This is a genomic window from Erysipelothrix sp. strain 2 (EsS2-6-Brazil), assembly GCF_016617625.1.
In the GTDB taxonomy this organism is placed as follows: Bacteria; Bacillota_I; Bacilli_A; order Erysipelotrichales; family Erysipelotrichaceae; genus Erysipelothrix; species Erysipelothrix piscisicarius.
Map to the genome: position 1 here is coordinate 1 of NZ_SBAR01000015.1, position 21098 is coordinate 21098.

Below are 21098 nucleotides of genomic sequence, written 5' to 3' on the forward strand. Positions count from 1 at the left end.
GGTCTTTCATTTTTTTATCTAATTGTTTATACTTCATATGGGAGCTCCTTTTAGTCGGGTGGGCTCCTTTTATTATACAAAAACAACCGCACCTTGGGTGGTGCGGTTGAGATTTGAATTTAGGAAACAACGTTAATCAACGTTGTTTTCTTTTTCATCAAGCGGTTCATCCACTGTAATATCATTGAGATGAATGGTGGGATGCTCTTCCGTTTGCGGTTCAATAGCAATTGCTTCGTCTTGTTTTGCCTCAAACTGTTCTTGTTTGAGTGCATCATTTTTAGCTTTTTCTGCGCGTTTTGCTTTTCGTTTTGATTTCCAGACTAAATCTAAGATTAATCCAATAAGATTCGAGCTAAACATCACAATAATCCATATAAATAGACCATTGAATGCAATTGCATTGCCACCAGACCGAGCTACCGAGAACGCAAGGGCCCAAAATGATGCAAGCATTCCAAGGATAAAAAATACAACGCTTACCCAAGATCCAATATTTATAATAAAAAATGCATAGACGGATACGACAAGTGCGAGAACGACTTCATTTAATAAGAGATCCATTTGGAATGGAACTCTAAAAACGAAAAAGGTCATCACAACAAAGGTAATTAGGGTAATCGCAAGCATTACTAGACTCACAATGAGTTTTTGTTTCAGATTAAATTTTTTCATGGTTGACTCCTTTATTAAAATATAGCACATTTTACTTTTATTTCATCTATTATACTGTATTATTAGAGAGAGAGGTGATTGATATGAGTAGTAAATTAACGATTGAAGGATCGGGCAGTATCTACGTAACACCAGATATGATGCGTTTTAGCTATGAATTAGTACAAGATGATTCGTCGTACGCAAGTTCGTTTGATGCATTAAAAAAACAATATGAAAATATTGTGAAGGCCTTTAAGCGCGTAGAGTTTAATACCAGTTTGATTAAAACGTCAGGGATCGAGGTTTCCATCCTCCAACCCACCGAAAATCAACCCAAATTATTCCGATGTGTGCAACGCCTTGTTTTTGAAGATAGTATTAATCTTACGAAGATGTCGGAGTTGTTAGATCATTTAAGAACCAGTGATGACTTTAATTTCAGTCTTTCGTATTTCTTAAAAGATTCAACCAAAGCAGATAATGATGCCTTGATTCTCGCGATTAATCAAGCTACCGATAAAGCGAAATTGATTGCGGATACTTCAGGGATCCGATTGGGTCATATTTGTAATATGGAGTACGTGAATCATGCTACTGCAAGACCAATGCATCGTATGGCCAGTGCGGATATGATGGGTTCCACGATGACTGCAAATGACTTAGCCGTGACACAATCCATTGTCATGAGTTGGGAAATTAAGTAATATTTAACGTACTTAATATCGAAGAACTGGTTTAATGAAACCACAACGTTTCATCACAATCCAAAATTTCCGTTTATCACTTAATAATGAAAACGGAAATTTTTTTTATGATTTTGAAAAAACATAAACCGTTCGAGCGTAACGATAGGGGATCAAAGTACCCATACATTTTTAGATATCAAGTAATATAGGGACTTGAAGTCGAATAAACATATCACGACGACCAGAATTGGTATTGGGCATTTCGTAGAGTACTTCACAAATATAATCCCCATTAATGACAAGGTTTTGCGCATTGATGAGTTGATGAAAGGTATGCATTGCTTCTATTTCATCCTCAAAAGATTGACAGAAAAAGACGGCATAATCCCCCTGTGGGAGGCTGTCGTTAGCTTGAGCTGGATCATCGACAAAGACAAAAAGTTCTTTCGAGTCAAAGTGTTGCCGGATAAAGTTTTCCTTGGACATAATGGAACCGACTCGATTAAAAAGGGTTTTCGATTTTAGATGATGTTTAAAGTCGCGCAACGCATATTCATAGGCATCAATCGACATTTCGTAAATATTTTGTGTAATGGGATAACGGTAGATATGGCGTGCATGAAACGAGCTGATTTCCATCCAGTGCTTATCCATATTTTGTGTATACAAGTTGGTGGTTTCCATAAAACGATGGATTGACTGAATTTGATGGATAATCGATCGATGTTCATCGAGAAGTTGTTCTTCTTTTAATTTAAGGGAAGCCTTCAAAGACTCAAGGCTGATTTTTTGTTTTAGAATGTCATGAATCTCCATGAGATTAAAGTCTAATCGTTTAAGAAACTGAATCATATCCAACGTTGCAGACTGTTCAATCGTATAGTAGCGATAATGCGTTTCTGGATCAATCGCAGCCGGTTTGAGAAGACCGATTTCATCATAATACCGTAATGTTTGAATGGAAACATCATTCAAACGGGCAATTTCCCCGATTCTTAATTTTTGCATAAACCCTCCTTGACTCTCACCTTACTATAGAGATTATACTATAGTTGTGAAATATATATCAAGAAATAGGAGGATTGGATATGAAACACGAAAAGGTACGCGTTATACAATATGGCTGTGGTAAAATGGCCGAAGTGATTGTTCGTAATTTAGTTGATCACGGTGCAGAAATCGTGGGAGCGATTGATGCGAATCCGAAATTAGTAGGGGTGGATGTCGGTGACTTTGCGAATTTGGGACGTAAAACCGGTGTACTGATTTCCGATGATGCTGATAAGGTATTATCAGAATGTGATGCAGATGTTGCGATCGTGACAGTATTTAGTTATATGAACGATATGTACTCAATTTTTGAAACATGCGCAATTCATGGTGTAAACGTCATTACGACTTGTGAAGAAGCAATTTATCCATGGACCACCGCACCATCAGAAACTAATCGCCTTGATCGTCTTGCGAAAGATTACAATGTTACCATTACGGGAAGTGGTATGCAAGATATCTATTGGATTAACATGCCGTGTCTTGTTGCAGGCGGTGTGAATCGTATTGAGAAGATGTATGGAACGGCTAGCTATAATGTAGAAGATTATGGACTTGCACTGGCGGAAGCACACGGTGCTGGTTATGATCTTGAGACGTTTGAAAAAGAAATTGCGCAAGCAGAAAGTTTGCCAAGCTATATGTGGAATGCAGGCGAGGGCATCTGCGCAAAAATGGGATGGACCATTAAGGCCATTTCACAAAAAAGTGTTCCGTATGTTTTAGATCATGCAATTTATTCAGAAACATTAGGACGTGAAATTCCAGCGGGGGATGCGATTGGTATGTCTGCGGTCACCACAATCCTTACACATCAAGGCCCAGAACTGGAAGTTCAATGTATTGGGAAGGTTTACGGTGAGAATGATGGGGATCTCTGTGAATGGAAGATTGTCGGAGACCCAGATGTAGTATTCTCAGTCGAAAAACCGGATACGGTAGCACATACGTGTGCAACGGTTGTAAACCGTATACCACAAGTGCTCGATGCACCGGCAGGATTTATCACGGCCGAAAAACTTGAGGAAATTCATTACCTCACGTATCCAATCGATCACTACGATTTCTAAGAACAATAAGCAAAGAAACACTTTGGTTTGCCCTTTTGAACTAAAGTGTTTTTCTTATGTTTTAAGATGTTGTGATACGTAGTGAAAATCGTTATAATGTGCGTAAGGAGGGTCCATTATGAGTAGTCAAGATTTTAAGTCTGTTTTTGATATTATTGGACCAGTTATGGCCGGACCCAGCAGTTCTCATACTGCTGGAGCAGCGCGGATTGGAAAGATAGCTCGCAGTATTTTTGGAGAATGTCCAGAGCGAGCCAATATTTATTTATATGAATCGTTTGCGAAAACGTATAAGGGACATGGGACCAATGTTGCGTTAGCGGGCGGTCTTTTGGGGATGGATCCCGATGATACGCGCTTGCATGAATCCCTTCTCATTGCACAAGAAGAAGGGATGAAGGTGACCTTTATTCCTTTAGTGGATAAGGTGGATCATCCCAATACTACAAAAATTGTAATGCATAAAGCGGGGCGTAAATGTACAGTCGTAGGAATATCGATTGGTGGCGGAAATGTAAAGATTACCGAGATCAATGGTACGAAAGTGGAAATCGATGGGGGTGTCCCAACAATTCTTATTTTTCATGAGGATTGTCCTGGGATGATTGCGAAGGTCGCAACCATTCTCAGTGAGATGCACATTAATATTGGTTCCATGAAAGTGGATCGTGAGGAAAAAGGAAAAAAAGCGTATATGGTGATTGAACTGGATCAAGATGATTTGGAAACATCACTGGATCGCTTACGATGTGTGGAGAATATTTATGAAGTTCTCTACATTGCGAAATAGGAGATATTATGTTTAAATCTATCCAAGAATTAGTTGATACTGCTACAGAGCGTGGAAGTTTATCTGAAACAATTATTGAATTTGAAATGAAGCGTTCCGAAGAATCCCGCGATGTCATCGTTCAACGTATGGGTTCACAACTGGATGTTATGAAACGAACCATTGAGCAGGGGAAACGCGGTGTAAAATCGACCACGGGTCTAACGGGTGGTGATGCAACCAAGATTTCAAAATATTTAAGTCATGGTGAAACGATTTGTGGACCGACGGTGATGACTGCGGTTCAAAATGCAGTTGGAACGAACGAAGTGAATGCTGCGATGGGTATCATTTGCGCAACGCCAACGGCGGGGAGTGCCGGTGTTGTGCCGGGAGTATTATCGGCAATTTCAGAACGTTATCATCTTACACGCGAACAAGAAATTAATTTCTTGTTTGTAGCGGGAGGTTTTGGTTTGGTGGTCGCGAATAATGCGTCCATTGCAGGTGCTACAGGGGGTTGTCAAGCTGAAATTGGCAGCGCCAGTGCGATGGCAAGTGCTGCGGTTGTGGATGTATTAGGGGGAACACCAAAGATGTGCGCCCATGCTTTTGCGATGACAATCAAAAATATGTTGGGTCTAATTTGTGATCCTGTCGCAGGCCTTGTGGAAGTGCCGTGTGTTAAACGAAATGCTTTGGGTGCGTCACAAGCTTTAGTATCCGCCGACATGGCGCTTGCCGGTGTAGAGAGTGCCTTGACACCGGATACGGTGGTAGAAGCAATGTATAAAGTAGGAAAAGAACTTCCGCGTAAATTCCGAGAAACCGGTGAAGGGGGTCTTGCGGATACAATTGAAGGAAGAGCCCTTGCGGAAGCAATATTTGGAAACGAAAAGACTGAATAATCAGTCTTTTTTTTCATTGAGCACAAAAATTGAGCGGTTTAGGTCGTTTAAACACTTTCTCGCTATAAAATTTGGTAGGATAGCCTTATATTCTAAGGAGAAGATAATGATTCAAATTAAAAATTTACAGGATAACAGTAATATTGTGGAAGTTGCTTCCATGGGTTGTTTTAAAGTATTGGAATACCAAAAGGATTTAAGTGTGAGTGCCGAAAATGCGATTGCTGCATATTATGCATCCGAGATGAATATTCGTAAGCGTCAAGTCTATGTTCAACTGGAAAATCAAGCCGTAACGGTTAGTGCTGGTGCGATGCAATGGTCTGCCGGTGATGTGAAGATGGGTGCAGATGTGAAAGGTGTTGGGGATTTTATTGGAAAAGCAATCAAAGGTTCTGTAACGAAAGAATCTGCTGCGAAACCGCGATACTCCGGAACGGGATATTTGATGTTAGAACCGACATATAAACACATTCTGCTTGAACGTGTTGAAGATTGGGGAAAAATTGTGCTTGAAGATGGTTTATTCCTTGCCTGCGATTCAGATATCAAACAAAAAGTTGTTTCTCGTGGGAATTTATCATCCGCAATGATGGGTGGAGAAGGTCTTTTTAACCTTGCACTCGAAGGTCATGGTGTTGCGGTTTTAGAAAGCCCAGTCCCTCGTGAAGAACTGATTGTAGTGGAACTTCAAGACGATGAAATTCGAATTGATGGAAACTTTGCGATTGCATGGTCTGGATCCTTGGATTTCCGTGTCGAAAAATCTACCAAAAGTTTAATGGGTTCTGCCGTTTCAGGCGAAGGATTTGTGAATGTGTATCGTGGTACAGGTAAAGTATTGCTTGCGCCGATTGCCTAAAAGAGTCACTGACTCTTTTTTTTGTATCCTTTGAGTCCCTTTTAATAACAGATGCTACCTAAAAACCTATCATTATGGTATATTTTCTTTAGAAAAGAGGTGAAGTGATGAATTGGCATAAACAAAGTCTAAATATAGCGATTGAACCTACACAGGAAAAGGATTTAAAGAACCTCCAGCAGTTATGGGCTGACCCTGAAATAATGCATCATGTTGGCTTTGAGTCGGGATTGTTGCTGGATGATGAAGCCATGCAACGATGGTACCAACAGATTCATTTAAATCACAATTCAGTTCATTTTAGTGTATATCAAAACCATGACTATGTCGGGGAACTCTTCTATCGGGTCGTTGATACTTATGCGCAACTTGATATTAAACTGTACAATCGTTTTCATGTGGGTGGTTACGCATTAAGTTGGCTCATTCATGAAGTGTTTAAAAAGACATCATGTACCCATGTATATGTTGATCCAAGTCCACAAAATCATCGTGCCATTCACCTCTATCAGTCTTTGGGGTTTATTGCGGTGGATCCACCCGAAGGGTATCGTCCAAGTCAATGGGTGCTTGCCCTTACTCGAAAACAGTTTAAACCGAAACAAAGTTTTATTGAATCGAAACTTCAGCTAAGACCGTTTCGCCATACAGATTTACCGCGTATTTGGGAGTTGTCAGCGAAAGAGCCGCATTATGCGTGGTGTGATTTGGATGCACCTTATTTTGAGGAATACCAACAAAAGTCTTTACGTGAATTTCTTGAGAACGAAGCACCTTTCTACCTCAACAATCCCCGCACCCGGGTAATCTTATATGATGATGTGATTATTGGTCGGACTTCCTTGTACTGGCAAGATCAACGTACGCGTTGGATGAATAGTGGTTTTGATCTTTTTGATGAATCTTTTTGGTTTAAAGGAATTGGGACCGTAGTAATGAAACTATTAATTCATGAAGCGTTTTTATTTTATGAAATCGAACGCATTGGATTTGTGACATGGTCTGGAAATATCGGGATGCAGCGTATTGGTGACAAATTGGGTATGAACCGCGAAGCAGTGATAAAAAAAGCCCGCTATTATCAAGGTGTTTACTATGATTCGGTATCCTATGGAATAACTCGATCACAATGGAAGTTAAGGCATCATGAACGGTATCAGACATATGTGTGGCCCGCACATCAAAGCCTTGAATGCATAACAAAAATTCAAGCGTGCTTTCCAACGCATACATTGAGTGAAACACAGCGTTTCATTACAATCGCATCGTCCCAATCAATCCTAGGTTATTTAGCTTACAATTTTGAGTGTGAGACCCAAATGATGATACAGTGCTTCGAAAGCCTTGAAAGTGTGCGTGACGATTTATTGATAAAAATAATGATTGATTGCGCAGAACAGATTGCAATATACCATCAAATTCCTTATATTATTATTGAATCCACGATCGATAGGGCCCTTGATGGGTTTAAAACGATCAACATTAACGATAAACGCTTTCAAATTAAAACGACGCATCACAATGAATCAAGGAGTTAATGAAATGTATACAATCACAATCATAAGTCATCATGATATTCCCAACCTACTCGATTGTTTTGATCCGACATGGTGTGTGAAGACTATCCATACGTTTCCACTTCAATCAGAGGATACGGATTGCTTCCTCGTGGATATAGATTATTGTGATCACGATGGTGCAGCCCTCATCCCATGGCTTAAGGAAAATTATCACAAACCTATTGTCATCGTAACAACACGGTACCGTCCGAAGCGAACGCTCGAACTTTTAGTCCAAGGGGCGCAAGACTATATTGTTGAGCCCTACAATTGTGAGGTGATCCTTGAGCGTATCACCACGTTAATTAATGAGTATAAAAAAAGAAAACACATCTAATGATGTGTTTTCTTTACGCCTTCTTTAGCATGAATCATATGTGTAATCGCCAAACATACCGGTGTCGCAATTCCGTGTTTTGCACCTAAACGGGCAATTGCTCCATTCAGATAATCAATCTCTGTTTTACGCCCTGCTGCCATATCTTGGTAGAGGGAAGGATAATGATTGCCGGCTTTTTGTGGATCGTAGACGGCTTCAATTTTAGCGACTAAAGCATCCTTATCCAAAAGAATCCCTTCAGCATTGGCAACCGCAATGACTTCATCCACAACTAAGTCAGTAAGAATACGATTGTTTTCATAATGACCGTATTCCGCTACGTTGCAATCGATTAAGGTACAATATGTATTGAGTACGGAGTTTAATGCAACTTTATTCCAGATTGATTGTTTCACATCATCGCTGTAAACAACATTAAGTCCAGCTTGGTTTAAGGTCTCAAGGAGTGTTTTATTAAAGGGTGATTGGGTTTGATGAACTTGTTGGAGTTCAATAGCACCGGACCCAACTGCATCAACAATTCCAGGGCCACCAAGACCTGAAGTCCATACGGTTACCCCTAAAAAGATATTTTCTTGAGGAACATATCGTTCAATAACCTCAACATTTCCCAATCCATTCAATAAACAGATTACGCGTGTGTTGTCGGTAATAACGTGTTTGATGTCTTGCATCATAGCATCAAGATGCATCGCTTTGGTAAAGACAAAGACAAGATCAAAGGTTCCTTCGACTTGACTTGGTGAAACCGCTGGAATCTGAACAAAGCCTTCATCGACGCCATCAATAATCATCTTGAGTCCGTGTTCATTGATTGCATCACGATGTGCTTGCCATCCATCCGCAAAAACAATTTCATTACCACTACGGTGCAATAGGGCACCAAAGCGCGCACCCATGGCACCCGCACCTGCAAATAATATTTTCATTACAATTTCCTCTTACTTTCACAAGTATTGTAACATCATCTTAGAAAATATGAGAAAGACGTGCACATAAAAAGCAGCCGACGGACTCAGCTGCTTTTTAAATAAGGACTAGACGACAGTTTTCTCCACATGTGAAGGAGGATAGCCAAATAAATGCTTAAATATTTTGGTAAAATAAGAAGTTGAATTATAGCCACAGGCTTTAGCAACCTCGCCCACACGTAGGTTTGACTCGCTTAAGAGTTCATAAGCATAATGACACCGTACCTCATTGAGGTAGTTGTTGATTGTCGTATCGGTCTCTTCTTTAAAAAGACGACAGTAATAAAACTTACTGATTCCAATATCACGACAAATTTGATCAAGTGTAAGTTCCTCTTTATAATTTTTATGCATATACTGAATGCCTTGTTTTACGATATCAATTTTTGAATGTTTGCGATCAGTATGAACGGGAACGCGTGGTTGATATTTAACCAGCATGTCAAAGAGGGAATAGGTTAAAGGATTTAGAGATGATGTTGCATCATTAACACTCGCATCGTACTCAAGCGAAATTACATGTAAAATGGCTACAAGTTCTTGCCTAAGTGAGAGTGTTTCAAACTGTTTATGTTCCAAATCCAGATTAAAATTTTCCGGATAACGATGATCAATGATATAACGATCAAGTGTTATACCTTCTGTTTTTGGTACAATTCGTCGTGTTTGCCCAGGATTTATAAAGACGACCGTGTCTTTCATTGCGGTAAAGACCTCATCTTCAATATCAATCTCACACAGACCCGTTTTGACTAAAATAATTTCAAAGTCATTATGCCAATAAAAGGCATTGGTTGCAGTTGAAAGATCAAATTCGCAATGTTCCACAATTAATGGCGAATCTGCACGACTAAAACTATAATGTTCGAAATAAAGATTATTCATACCCTAGCACCCCTAAACAATTCTTTATATATCATTATCTTATATTTTCAGTATAGACTTGCTTTTATTAAGTGTCAAGTAAACGCTTACAAATTTCAGAGTGTTCACAATAAATGCGTAGTATATTATCTATATTAGCGGTAAATTGACTTATTTTGTCCTTTATTGGTTTCATTTCACAAATTAAACATCTCTTTAAAAGATAGAAATCTTGCTTAAAAAAAACCAAATCAAAGGATTTGGTTAAAATGTTGAGGTGAGGTAGGCAATTCCAAGGTCGATGGTCGCTTGAATGGCTTCTTCATGTGTCCGTTCAAAGCTGTGTGATGCATCAACGCCGGGACCAATCAGTCCTGCTTTAAAATCATATCCTGCACGTAATGCAGCCGAAGCATCGGAGCCATAGTAAGGATAGATATCAATCTTATAAGGAATTTTGTTTTGTGAAGCAAGGGCAACAAGACGTTTGCGAAGGTCATAATCATAAGGACCACTACTATCTTTCGCACAGATTGTCACTGAAAATTCGTCTGATGTTTGACCTTGTCCAGGTGCAGCCATATCGACTGCGATGAATTCAAGTGTTTTTTCGGGAATTGCGGCACTTGATCCATGTCCAACCTCTTCAAATGTAGAGATAAAGAAATTGGTTGTGTAGGTTGGTTTTGTTTTTGTGGATACAAAATGTTCAGCCATACCAAATAAAGCAATGACACACGCCTTATCATCCAGGTGACGGGATTTGATAAAGCCGCTCTCAGTTACTTGACAACGTGGATCTAAATGAACATAGTCTCCAACATTAATGCCTAAAGCAATAACATCATCATATGTTTTAACTTTTTCATCGATACGAACTTCTAAGTTCTTTTGAGTCCGCTCTGTTGTGGATGTCAGTGATCCGTGTACATGAGAGGATGCGACATTTGTAAGAATTGTTCCAGAATAAAAACGGCCCGATAGCGTTTCAATTGCGACATGTTCGCCTTCAATCGTTGCCCATGCATAACCACCTAATTGGGTAAGACGAAGTTTACCATCGGATGTAATCTCTTTAACAAGACATCCCAAGGTATCTACATGTGCGGATAACGTAACTTCTTTATCGGTACAGTCACCCTCTAATGTGGCAATCAGTGCACCTTTAACGGTTCGATAAGTTTTAAGGCCTAATGATTGGAAGCGTTTCTCACAGAATAATACAGCTTCTTCAGTATTTCCAGTAGGACTTTTAATGTTTAAAAGTGTTTCTAAATCATGGATTAGATGTTTCATAAGTGTCTCCTTTATATTACAAGTATTATGCCATAGATGATGTTTTAAGCATAGGTTATCCATAAAAAAAGAGCATAAACTACGCTCTAAATTACAAATCCAATAATCATGACTGTTGTTTCTTGACTGGGATCAAAATATTCATACCGTTCCAAAACAACTTTAGGTTGACGTTCTGCTTCAATGACATTTGCTTGTTTTAAATGATTCCAAGCGAAATCAACAAGTGGTGTTTCAAAGAGTTCACCATTGCGTGTTGACCCCTCAATAAAGACGTTCACAAGGACGCCATTCGGTAAATCATAACACTCATAAGATTTTGGTACCGGTGCATCACGTTTAAAAATTTGTCCAATCCAATATGCATCATCTTCCGCAATAAGACCAATGGGTGAGGCATAATGTGGTGCACACTCTTTCATAACATCCTCAAATAAATCAGCTTCAAACCATGTCTTCCATTGATTTTGATACATACCATTTTCCTGATCTGCTTCTGTATAGCGTTTGCCAATTAATTTTAAGGAATGATGTACAATTTCATTTTCCAACTCAACAACCTTCAACATACGTTCCATCTCCAATCTCTTGAGATTATCATACGCTACATAAAGCAGACCTTCAATTATTATTTTGGTTTTGAGATGAGAGTGTTATAATGTATGGAGGAGTGTGATCGCTATGAAAGATTCAAAAAAAATCATGATTTGGTCGGTAGAAATTATCGTATGTGCAATCTTTTTTATGATTTTCGACTTGGAAGTAAAGATTACGGGAATCGTTGTAATTTTATTTGTATTTATAATGTTGAATGAACACTTTCTTTATGGGTTATTGGGTCTAAAAGATAAAGATCACAAATAGAGTTGTGGGTTGAGTGGCATTTTAAATTTCTTGTGTTTTAAGCAATCTTGTGTTAATCTCATATATCAAAGAGGTGATTTTATGGGAACAATCGTAACAATCGGTGGGGGCACCGATGTATTTGGAAGTGCACCCGCGATCGAAAAGGAATTAATCGCAATGACCGGAAAGAAGGAGCCACGCGTGCTTGTGTTACCGACTGCGAGCTCAGATCGTGTTGAATATATCGAGGCGCTCACGCAACGATTTGAAGCGCTTGGGAGTGTTGTAGACGTTTTAAAACTTGTGTCGGAGTCTCCATCTCAAGCTGTCATTCAGTATAAATTATTAAATACCGATTTAATTTATGTTGGTGGTGGGGATACTCGTATGATGATTAAAGTATGGCGTCAACGGGGTGTTGATCATGTGTTAAAAGATGCGTATCACCGTGGAATTATCCTCGCAGGTCTTAGTGCAGGGTCCAATTGCTGGTACCAATACAGTCATAGTGATTCAGAGTCCTTTGATAATAAGGAAGATTGGAAGTTCATCATGACATCAGGTCTTGGTTTTATTCAAGCAGTTCATGTACCACACTATAATGAGCCAGGTCGTGAGACATTTGATGCATTTTATAAAGCATATCCATCTGTACCAGGGATTGCGTTGGATAATGGGGTTGCGATGATTTACGAAGGATCGAAAGCACATATTCTTAAAGAACATAATCACTGTAAAGCGTATGTTTTGACGCATGTTGATGGTACGATTCAAAAGCATGAAATTCATGAAGATGACGTCTTGGAAATTGAATTGAATCTTTAAAAAATAAACAGTTGGTGTTTCGTTTGGAACCGCCAACTGTTTTTGCTTGAACATAAAAAAACCACTCGAAAGTGGTGTAATAAACTCAATGGTGCTCCGTCACGGGCTCGAACCGTGGACCCACTGATTAAGAGTCAGTTGCTCTACCGACTGAGCTAACGGAGCGTTTGCCTTTATATTATAACGCTATGATTTTTAAATTCAATAAAAACTTTAATTTTTTTCAAAAACATCAAACTTGAATGCGAAAATCATATATCATATAATTGAAAGAGTTTGAAGGAGATATCTATGAAAGAAACGGATGCATTAATAATTGGCAAAGGACCTGCGGGGATTCAAGCTGCCGTATATCTTAAACGCGGGAATGTAAACACAACGGTTATTGGTAAAGATTTAGGCGCAAGTGAAACGGCACGGGATGTGGATAATTTCTACGGATTCACCTCAATTGGTGGTGTTGAATTGGTTCAACGTGGGATTGATCAAGCCATTGAGTTGGGCATTGAAGTTGTGACGGATGAAGTGTTGTCCATTGGTTTTGATGGAGCAACTTATGTTGTTGAAACGATTCATGAGACGTATAAAGCCATCAGTGTGTTGTTAGCAACGGGGTCTCACCGAAACATTCCAAGAATTCGTAAGATCCGTAATTATAATGGACGTGGTGTTTCATATTGTGCAGTATGCGATGCATTTTTCTATCGCGGTAAAACGGTTGCCGTGGTTGGAAGTGCTGAGTATGCAGCTCATGAAGCAGCGGAACTTGTAGAGGTAGCATCGAAAGTCTATGTATTGACCAATGGTGAGCCAATCACAGGAACTTTTGATGACCGTTGTATTATTCTCGAAGAAAAAGTAAAGACCGTGGTTGGTGAGGAAAAGGTTTCGGGCGTGGAAATGGAATCAGGTATCTTAGAATTGGATGGTATTTTTGTTGCCATTGGTTCTGCTACCAGCACCGATCTCGCAAATAAATTAGGTCTAGGTGTTGAAAATGGTCGGATTCTTGTTAATGAGAATATGGAAACGAATATGCCAGGGTTGTATGCCGCAGGAGATTGTACGTTTGGGGTCCAACAAATTGCGAAAGCTGTAGGGGATGGTTGTATTGCCGGGATGAACATGATCAGTTATATCCGTGGGATTAAACGGGGTTTGACGGCGTGATTCAGATTTTCGCATCGGATTATGACGGCACGCTCTTTCGAAACTCAACGGTAAGTCACGACGATCTTGAGGCCATTAGGACATTTCGAGCATTGGGAAATAAGTTTGGAATTGTCACAGGCCGTACGATTCATTCCATTCAGGCTGAGATTGAAGCCTATAATATTCCGGTTGATTTTATTGTCGGGATTAATGGGGGTGTCGTGTTAACCCATGATCACCAAGAAATTTTTATCAGTGATTTAGATCAATCTGTGGTGGATGCATCCGCCCATTCTATGGTCCCCAATATCCCGCTTACCAATTTAGATGTTTTAAAAAAAGAACGTGGTGTTCAGGCATTGTATTTGGATGCATCCGCCCATTCTATGGTCCCCAATATCCCGCTTACCGATTTAGATGTTTTAAAACAAGAACGTGGTGTTCAGGCATTGTATGTTGTGACATCATCACCAAGGCAAGCCTTAGCACTTACCAATCATATTAATCAACATTATGGTGCGTTGCATGTTGAGGCGAATCAGAATGTTTGTGCTGTGGATATTGGAGCTCACGGGATTTCAAAAGCAACCGGACTTCAAAAGATAATCGATTACTATGACTACAAAGGGCCCATCTACACGATGGGGGATAGTTATAATGATGTTCCAATGCTTAAAGCATTTCAGGGGTTTGTAATTTCTACGGGAGAAGCCTTGGTAAAAGAAATGGGTGTAGCACATTATTCTAGCGTTGGTGACGCACTCTCCACACTTTTTAATAAAAAATAGCGAAACAAGCATGATTGCTTGTTTTTTCTATGTTTAAAGCGATAAAAACTGTTATTATAAAGGACGAAGAGGGGAATTCTATGAAGATTTATAAGAGGTTTCAGATGCTTCTTGGCTTTATTGTGTTTTTGGCCGGAGCAATTCTAGCTTTAGGTGCATGTTTTTATTTCCTCGCACCAGGAAAACTTGAAATATCAATTCAAATGCATGGATTGGGACTGATGCTGATGATCTTAGGATTTATGATCAGCGGTGAATTAACCAAACTTGGTCAAAAATATGAAATTTGTATGTGCATTCCAGGACAAATTTTACTTGCGTTAGCGTCTTTATCCGTAATTATGTGGATTTTATCCTATCCTGTTTTGCGTGTTTTTGATCTCTATTACATCTATATGGGACTGCTTATTGTCTGGAGTATTGGACTGGGGATTTTAAGTTGGTGGCGTTGGCCAGGAAAGTGTGTTCGTCCTAAACGACCTGTTAAACAACAAACACATTTTACTGAAGAACAAGCATTTCGTAATGCCCTTGAAACCCAGTCATATCAAACGATGTGTCAGATTTCAAAAATTCTTGATGTGCAACGGGGGGTTGAGGACCAAGCAAAGCTTGTGAAGCCCTTGCGTATGGATACATGCATTCAACATGTTTTTGGTCACAGTTTAAACTTTGATTCGTATGAACATTTTTTAAAAGGGTTGGATGTTCGCTATTTAATTACCTTGACCCAATGGATGTTAGATCCTTCAGATTGGAATCGATTAAACAAGGAAATCGAAAATGATCGTTATAACTTTAACGGTCCAAAGAGTATGTTTGATAACCGTTTCTTAGAAATTCATCGTTTAAGTGATTATTTACTCAATGAAACGATTGAATTGCCAGAAGGAGCACCGAATTTTTTCCGTACAACACGGGTTAATACTGTCTTTGTGACAATTGCAAGTGCCGTTGCGATTTCAAAACTTTTATTCTTTGAGCGCATCGCAGTAAACTTAGACACACGTCATCCATTGTATAAAATGCTTTCAGAAGCATGTTTTAAAACGGATTCCGTTGTCGGGGTGTATCAGGAGACGGTTGAAACGTATGCACTGGATCCCTTGCCTGGGATTCGTGATCGATTTGAATACCGGTATCTCGTGAATGATTTTTACCATAGTAAATATGATCAAGACGGCCGTTCAATTTTTAATGATGTGGTTGTAGATCCAGATAAGAGCCTTCACGACACCATTTGTTATTGGTTGGAACACTATGCAAAACATCCTGAGCAGGCACACCAAAGCATTACGCGTCCGATTATGCATGCATGCATTCGAAGAGGGGTAGGAATCGAAAGCACTAAATCAAGAGATATTATTTGGATTTTAAGACAACTGGGAAACTATGAAGCGTACTTTAACGATTATCAATTAAAATATGCAGATACGTTTCAAGCCTTCGAAGAAGAAAAGGAACGCGATCAATCTTTAAATCTTGCATGTGCTCATATTAAAACGGATTTACAGTTTTATCAGTATACCAAAGATTTGTTAAGTAAGTTTTGTTATACCGTATTGGGACGTGACCAGGAAGTGAATCCATCCGAGATGGTTCTTTACCGAGCGGATGGGTTTACCTACTATGTTCGCATTTTATACATGACCTCTCGAGTGGACCAACAATCCATTATGGATGGCTTGTCATCACCCTACTGGGATCGCGTTGATGCCCGGGTAATTCTTTCCAATGCGGACTATACTCCAGAAGCACGAGATCTTGCGGAAACGCATCACGTTCAATTATTAAATGGGAAAGATTTAGGCGTAATCAAACATTATGCGACACGTAAGAAACGCATTCATGATTTGGATATTATTAAGCGCTTAGGTGATTTAGAAACAGTTTAATCAAAAAGTGGCGATGCAAAAGAATGGCATCGCCACTTTTTGACGTTTTGGGGTTGTGGTTTGATCAATCGTAACGTATAATATGAATACATGAACAACTGCTCATATGAAAGGATAACACTTATGGATCAAAAAGAATTGGAACACCACGAAATTAAAGCACTTCAAGAAACACTCTTAGCGGAAGAAGAATATACAGATTTATCGATGTTGTTTAAAATGTTTGCAGACCCGACACGTTTGCGTATCTTTACCATCTTGTCTCAGGAAACGGTTTGTGTTGATGACTTAGCGGCAATCTTGGGGATGACCCAATCTGCAGTATCACATCAGTTGGCTTCACTTCGAAAGATGAATCTTGTAAGAAGTTCAAAAGTTGGGAAAAATGCATACTATCACTTGGCGGATAGTCACGTAATGCAAATCTTCAGTCAAGCACTGGATCACGTAAAGGAGTAAATCATGAAAACAATTAAAGAAGTTAAATTTGAATTGGAAGGGTTACATTGTGCGGATTGTGCCGGTAAAATTGAACGCGAACTTCAAAAGCAAGACTATATCGAAGATGCTCGTGTTGATGTAGTTTTGGGAAAAGCAAAGCTCAAAATTAAAGAAGGTATTGACGTGGATGATGCGTTTGTAAAGAATGTAACCAATTCCATCCAGAGTATTGAGAACATCGGTGTCACCTTAGAATGGGGCCTTCAAGAACATCCCCACGATGACCATAAAGGCCATAATCACGATCATGAGGATGCGGGCATGTCACCATTTATTTGGCTGGGAGGACTCATAATTCTTTTACGTCTCTTTATCGATGCAAGTTGGTTAAACGTTTTAACCATTGCGGTGTATTTTGTCGTTGGATGGCCAGTACTCAAAGCATTTGTAAGTGGTTTATCACGAAAACAATTTTTTGATGAAAATGTCTTAATGTCGGTAGCGACACTTGGAGCACTTGCCATTGGGGAATACGGAGAAGCCTTGGGTGTTATGGTTTTCTATAGTGTTGGGGAATATTTCCAACATAAAGCCGTTGATGATTCCCGTGCTTCCATTAAAGCATTATTGAATAAACGTCCTCAGTTTGCACGTAAACTTGTAGATGGTGTTGAGGAAATCGTCGCGTGTGAAACGGTTCAGATTGGGGATCGCATTCGCATTAATCCTTCAGATCAGGTTCCTCTAGACGGTCGTGTCGTTGCAGGAAATACAACATTTGATATGTCGTCACTCACGGGTGAATCGATGCCCGAAAATATTTTTGAAGGGGATACGATTCTCTCGGGGTCCATTAACCTTTCATCTCCAATTGAAGTGGAAGTAACGAAAGAATATTCAAATTCCACAATCTCGAAGATGTTGACACTGATTGAAGCATCTTCCGATAATAAAGCGAAAACAGAAATCTTTATGACGAAATTCTCGCGTATTTATACTCCAATTGTATTTGTACTTGCCCTTGTGATTATGCTTTATGTGGGGATTACAACTGGCGTTGCATATGATGGGATTTATCGGGGTCTTGTATTCTTAGTCATTAGTTGTCCTTGTGCCTTAGTCTTGTCGATTCCACTTGGTTATTTTGCGGGTATCGGACGAGCAAGTAAATCAGGTATCTTAATTAAAGGTGGCGAATCGATTGAAGCTCTCGCAGCCGTCGATGGTGTGGTCTTTGATAAGACCGGAACTCTTACAAAAGGGGAACTTGTAGTTACAGACGTTCAAGGTCGTGATGATGTTTTAGAAATTGCAGCACATTTAGAATCGTATTCAAACCACCCGATTGGGAAAGCGATTGTGGGTGCATACGACAAACCGGTGAATTTAGATCGTGTTTCGGATGTTAAGGAAGTTTTTGGTAAGGGGATTCGAGGCCTTTGGGATGGTGATTCGGTCTTTGTAGGATCGCTTAAAAATGTCAAAGAAGAAGGGTATGATGTCAGTCTTTATGAAACTGATATGACATCCGTTCTGGTTGTTTTAAATGATGTATTAATTGGTGGCATAGAATTGGATGATACACTTCGTGATGACAGTAAGCAGTTAATTGAAGATTTACACAAACGTCATATTTTCAGCGTCATGTTAAGTGGAGACCGTCAAAGCGTTGTGGATCGCGTTGCGAAAGAGATGGGGATTGATGTTGCATATGGAGAATTACTTCCAGAAGATAAAGTTTCTCAATTTTCAAAAATAAAAGCACAACGCAATGCAACTTTAGCGTATGCAGGTGATGGTATGAATGATGCTGCGGTGTTGGGATTGAGTGATGTCGGATTTTCAATGGGTGCGGTTGGAAATGATCTTGCGATTGAATATTCTGATGTTGTGTTGGTCAATGACAACCCTCATCAAATTCTAGAAACGATTGATATTGCAAAGAAAACGCAACGCATTACGTATATGAATATTATTCTCATTATGGTTATCAAAATATTAGTATTAGTCCTTGGAAGTTTAGGGCTTGCGAAAATGTGGATGGCAGTTATTGCGGATGTGGGTGTAAGCATTCTTGCAGTTCTGAATGCAATGCGCATTATGCACGTTAAACGTTAGTCAAAACCAAAAAACATGAATCAAAGCATTCATGTTTTTTTACGAAAAATATAAAGATAAAGTTTGGATTTTAAATCACCGTTTGCGTAGCGGTGTGATTAATTGTAAGCATTTTTCATGAAAAATATCATATATTTACATTTTATGAAACAAAGGTTATAATATCACCAGTAGAGAGATAAGGATGATGTACATGCAGGAATTATTAAACAATGGTTATTTTTGGCAGAAAATCGATTCACTCGTTTTATCAACAAATGTAGTAATTTCTCAAGTCAAAGGGTCTCACCATCCTAAGTATATGAATATGGTGTATCCTGTTGATTATGGGTATCTTGAAGACACAGATCAAATCAAGGTATTCAAAGGAAGTTTAAAACGTTCAAGTGCAGACGCTGTGATGATTGTCGCGGATATTTTAAAGAGAGATTTAGAAGTGAAACTTTTATGGGGTTGTACTGAAGCGGAAGAACTTGAAACCATTCGTTTTATTAACCAAACGGATTATCAAAAAGGGATTTTAGTTCGACGTGGCAATGTGTTACCGGAATGGGCAATGACTGACTAAACTACACCCTGTGTAGTTTTTCTTATGTCATCATGAATTGAAATGAAACGATTTAACGTATAATATGTATCGTGTACATCACCAATGCAAACGATGGTGCAGATTATGGAAAATAAGGAGGACTGATCATGGGTCGTAAATCACGTGAGAAGAAAAACCGTGTTCCGGGGGAACATGTGAGTAAGAAACAGTTAAAACAGGCAAGTGTTAAAGAAGCTCAAGCAAATGAAAAGTCAGAAATTGCTTCGCTTGCATTAAGCATTGCTTCATTAATTTTTGTGTTTATTGGAGTATTCACGAAGCAACAATGGTATTTATACATTGCGATGGCTTGTGTCTTGGTATCGCTTGTTCTTAAATATCTTGGAAAACGTCGCAAATCATAATTTAGGACGATTGGAAAACTGGGAGACCAGTTTTTTTTTTGCTTTTTGTGTGAATGGATTATGAAGGTTATTGTTGAACTTTGCTATGATTTTCACAAAGTGAGGTTCTTTTTGGTTGTTTTATGCTTTAATTTGTATTATTCTGCGGTTTTGTACTTTGAAACTCTCGTCAAGAAAATAGGATGATGATTATAATAGTACCTGTAAGTAGCTACTACAATAAATGAGGTGATTCAATGGAAAAAGCTGTTTCATTGTTGAAGAGTTTAAACTTTTCAGAATCAGAGTCAAAAGTCTATTTGACGCTTTTACAAAACAATCCAATGACAGGATATGAAGCCAGTAAATTATCAGGGGTAGCCCGTTCTAAGGTGTATAACATACTCGAGAGCCTTAGAGATAAGGGTGCTGTATTGGTTTCTAAACAAACAGATCCGGTGCATTACAGTGCTGTGGATATTCAAGAGGTCATTGATAATTTTAAATATCAAATGAATGATCGTCTTGGTGATGTTTCGGATGAATTACAACGTTTTAGTCATAAAATTGAATCAACGGAGTTATGGAGTTTAAAAGGTTATGAAAATGTCTTTAATCGCTGTCGTCGTTTGATTCATGAAGCAAAATCAACCGTTTTGTTACAAGTTTGGAAAGAGGATTTACCGCTAATCTATGATGAACTTAAACAATTCGAGGCACGATCTGGAAATCTTGTTGTGATTCTTTACAGCAAGGATAAGAACTATGAGGTCGATTTAAAACACGTTTACGCTCATGGTTTTGAGGAAGCGATGTTAGCGGAAAACCGTGGTTGTCGATGGATTAATCTTGTTGTGGATGATGAAGCACTCATCTTTGGTCATATAGAGCCACAAAATGTAGAGGTCTTGTGGACAAAAGCACCCAGCATGGTGTTTTTAGCCAAAGAGAATGTACGTCATGATGCGTATTGCTTAAGATTGATTGATGCGTTAGATGAAGAAGCGAAGAAAGAATTTGGACCCGACTTACTCAAAATAAAAACACTATTCTAAGGGAGAAAACATT

At 39.1% G+C, this 21098-nt stretch carries 23 protein-coding genes and 1 tRNA gene; 17 read left to right on the forward strand and 7 right to left on the reverse strand.

The genetic code is table 11. From position 1 onward, the window contains the following. Window positions 1-132: 132 nt before the first annotated feature. Window positions 133-675, reverse strand: coding sequence for a hypothetical protein (locus EPJ89_RS07685; RefSeq protein WP_200549416.1), 543 nt, complete (start codon window positions 673-675; stop codon window positions 133-135). An 83-nt stretch (window positions 676-758) separates the two neighbouring features. Here EPJ89_RS07685 and EPJ89_RS07690 point away from each other — a divergent pair, with 83 nt between their 5' ends. Then, window positions 759-1361 carry an SIMPL domain-containing protein gene (locus EPJ89_RS07690; protein WP_200549417.1) on the forward strand — a complete coding sequence of 201 codons (603 nt, stop codon included), beginning with the start codon at window positions 759-761 and terminating at the stop codon, window positions 1359-1361. Between the two features lie 171 nt (window positions 1362-1532). On the opposite strand, the gene EPJ89_RS07695 is transcribed toward EPJ89_RS07690, so the two are convergent. Continuing rightward, window positions 1533-2351, reverse strand: a complete 819-nt coding sequence (locus tag EPJ89_RS07695) for a MerR family transcriptional regulator (RefSeq protein WP_200549418.1) — start codon at window positions 2349-2351, stop codon at window positions 1533-1535. Between the two features lie 80 nt (window positions 2352-2431). Here EPJ89_RS07695 and EPJ89_RS07700 point away from each other — a divergent pair, with 80 nt between their 5' ends. The 6 genes from EPJ89_RS07700 (at window position 2432) to EPJ89_RS07725 (ending at window position 7898) form a co-directional block, all read left to right on the forward strand. After that, window positions 2432-3463 carry a dihydrodipicolinate reductase gene (locus tag EPJ89_RS07700; protein WP_161637554.1) on the forward strand — a complete coding sequence of 344 codons (1032 nt, stop codon included), beginning with the start codon at window positions 2432-2434 and terminating at the stop codon, window positions 3461-3463. A gap of 118 nt (window positions 3464-3581) precedes the next feature. Beyond that, window positions 3582-4253, forward strand: a complete 672-nt coding sequence (gene sdaAB, locus EPJ89_RS07705) for an L-serine ammonia-lyase, iron-sulfur-dependent subunit beta (protein ID WP_200542874.1) — start codon at window positions 3582-3584, stop codon at window positions 4251-4253. Between the two features lie 8 nt (window positions 4254-4261). Then, window positions 4262-5140, forward strand: coding sequence for an L-serine ammonia-lyase, iron-sulfur-dependent, subunit alpha (sdaAA, locus tag EPJ89_RS07710; RefSeq protein WP_200542873.1), 879 nt, complete (start codon window positions 4262-4264; stop codon window positions 5138-5140). 106 nt (window positions 5141-5246) lie between these two features. Further along, on the forward strand, window positions 5247-6002 hold the full coding sequence (locus EPJ89_RS07715) for an AIM24 family protein (protein WP_161637551.1): 756 nt from the start codon (window positions 5247-5249) through the stop codon (window positions 6000-6002). A gap of 107 nt (window positions 6003-6109) precedes the next feature. Further along, a complete protein-coding gene (locus EPJ89_RS07720) occupies window positions 6110-7540 on the forward strand; it encodes a GNAT family N-acetyltransferase (RefSeq protein ID WP_200549419.1) in 1431 nt (476 codons plus the stop codon). Between the two features lie 4 nt (window positions 7541-7544). Further along, complete coding sequence (locus tag EPJ89_RS07725; RefSeq protein ID WP_161637549.1) at window positions 7545-7898, forward strand: response regulator; 354 nt, start codon at window positions 7545-7547, stop codon at window positions 7896-7898. Here EPJ89_RS07725 and EPJ89_RS07730 read toward each other — a convergent pair. The 4 genes from EPJ89_RS07730 to EPJ89_RS07745 form a co-directional block, all read right to left on the reverse strand. After that, window positions 7895-8830 (reverse strand): ketopantoate reductase family protein, encoded by a 936-nt coding sequence (locus EPJ89_RS07730; protein ID WP_200542871.1) that lies wholly within the window; start codon window positions 8828-8830, stop codon window positions 7895-7897. The genes EPJ89_RS07725 and EPJ89_RS07730 overlap by 4 nt on opposite strands. Window positions 8831-8938: 108 nt before the next feature. Then, window positions 8939-9757 (reverse strand): AraC family transcriptional regulator, encoded by an 819-nt coding sequence (locus tag EPJ89_RS07735; protein ID WP_200549421.1) that lies wholly within the window; start codon window positions 9755-9757, stop codon window positions 8939-8941. Between the two features lie 243 nt (window positions 9758-10000). Next, window positions 10001-11032, reverse strand: a complete 1032-nt coding sequence (locus tag EPJ89_RS07740) for a M42 family metallopeptidase (protein ID WP_200549423.1) — start codon at window positions 11030-11032, stop codon at window positions 10001-10003. A gap of 86 nt (window positions 11033-11118) precedes the next feature. Beyond that, the gene (locus tag EPJ89_RS07745; protein ID WP_228410401.1) at window positions 11119-11610 is read right to left on the reverse strand and encodes a hypothetical protein; all 492 of its coding nucleotides are present in this window, start codon (window positions 11608-11610) and stop codon (window positions 11119-11121) included. Between the two features lie 103 nt (window positions 11611-11713). On the opposite strand from EPJ89_RS07745, the gene EPJ89_RS07750 reads away from it, so the two are divergent. Beyond that, window positions 11714-11896: a hypothetical protein gene (locus EPJ89_RS07750; protein ID WP_125163686.1), complete on the forward strand. Its 183-nt coding sequence runs from the start codon at window positions 11714-11716 to the stop codon at window positions 11894-11896. An 81-nt stretch (window positions 11897-11977) separates the two neighbouring features. Continuing rightward, window positions 11978-12703 (forward strand): Type 1 glutamine amidotransferase-like domain-containing protein, encoded by a 726-nt coding sequence (locus EPJ89_RS07755; protein WP_200549425.1) that lies wholly within the window; start codon window positions 11978-11980, stop codon window positions 12701-12703. A gap of 89 nt (window positions 12704-12792) precedes the next feature. Here the strand turns inward: EPJ89_RS07755 and EPJ89_RS07760 are convergent. Continuing rightward, window positions 12793-12868, reverse strand: a tRNA-Lys gene (locus tag EPJ89_RS07760). A 126-nt stretch (window positions 12869-12994) separates the two neighbouring features. Between EPJ89_RS07760 and EPJ89_RS07765 the strand changes: the two genes are divergently transcribed. From EPJ89_RS07765 to EPJ89_RS07800, 8 genes are all read left to right on the forward strand, one after another. Beyond that, window positions 12995-13873 carry an NAD(P)/FAD-dependent oxidoreductase gene (locus tag EPJ89_RS07765; RefSeq protein WP_200549427.1) on the forward strand — a complete coding sequence of 293 codons (879 nt, stop codon included), beginning with the start codon at window positions 12995-12997 and terminating at the stop codon, window positions 13871-13873. Then, a complete protein-coding gene (locus tag EPJ89_RS07770) occupies window positions 13870-14643 on the forward strand; it encodes an HAD family hydrolase (protein WP_200549429.1) in 774 nt (257 codons plus the stop codon). Before EPJ89_RS07765 ends, EPJ89_RS07770 begins: the two co-directional genes overlap by 4 nt. Before the next feature lie 80 nt (window positions 14644-14723). Continuing rightward, window positions 14724-16538 carry a restriction endonuclease gene (locus EPJ89_RS07775; RefSeq protein WP_200549431.1) on the forward strand — a complete coding sequence of 605 codons (1815 nt, stop codon included), beginning with the start codon at window positions 14724-14726 and terminating at the stop codon, window positions 16536-16538. 123 nt (window positions 16539-16661) lie between these two features. Continuing rightward, entirely contained in the window at window positions 16662-16997 is a 336-nt protein-coding gene (locus EPJ89_RS07780; RefSeq protein WP_161637541.1) for an ArsR/SmtB family transcription factor, read from the forward strand. A 3-nt stretch (window positions 16998-17000) separates the two neighbouring features. Continuing rightward, a complete protein-coding gene (locus tag EPJ89_RS07785) occupies window positions 17001-19097 on the forward strand; it encodes a heavy metal translocating P-type ATPase (protein WP_200549433.1) in 2097 nt (698 codons plus the stop codon). A gap of 193 nt (window positions 19098-19290) precedes the next feature. Then, a complete protein-coding gene (locus EPJ89_RS07790) occupies window positions 19291-19665 on the forward strand; it encodes a hypothetical protein (protein WP_013853249.1) in 375 nt (124 codons plus the stop codon). A 128-nt stretch (window positions 19666-19793) separates the two neighbouring features. Next, a complete protein-coding gene (locus EPJ89_RS07795) occupies window positions 19794-20051 on the forward strand; it encodes a hypothetical protein (RefSeq protein ID WP_125163680.1) in 258 nt (85 codons plus the stop codon). A gap of 236 nt (window positions 20052-20287) precedes the next feature. Then, window positions 20288-21085, forward strand: coding sequence for a TrmB family transcriptional regulator (locus tag EPJ89_RS07800; RefSeq protein ID WP_161637539.1), 798 nt, complete (start codon window positions 20288-20290; stop codon window positions 21083-21085). Window positions 21086-21098 lie beyond the last annotated feature (13 nt).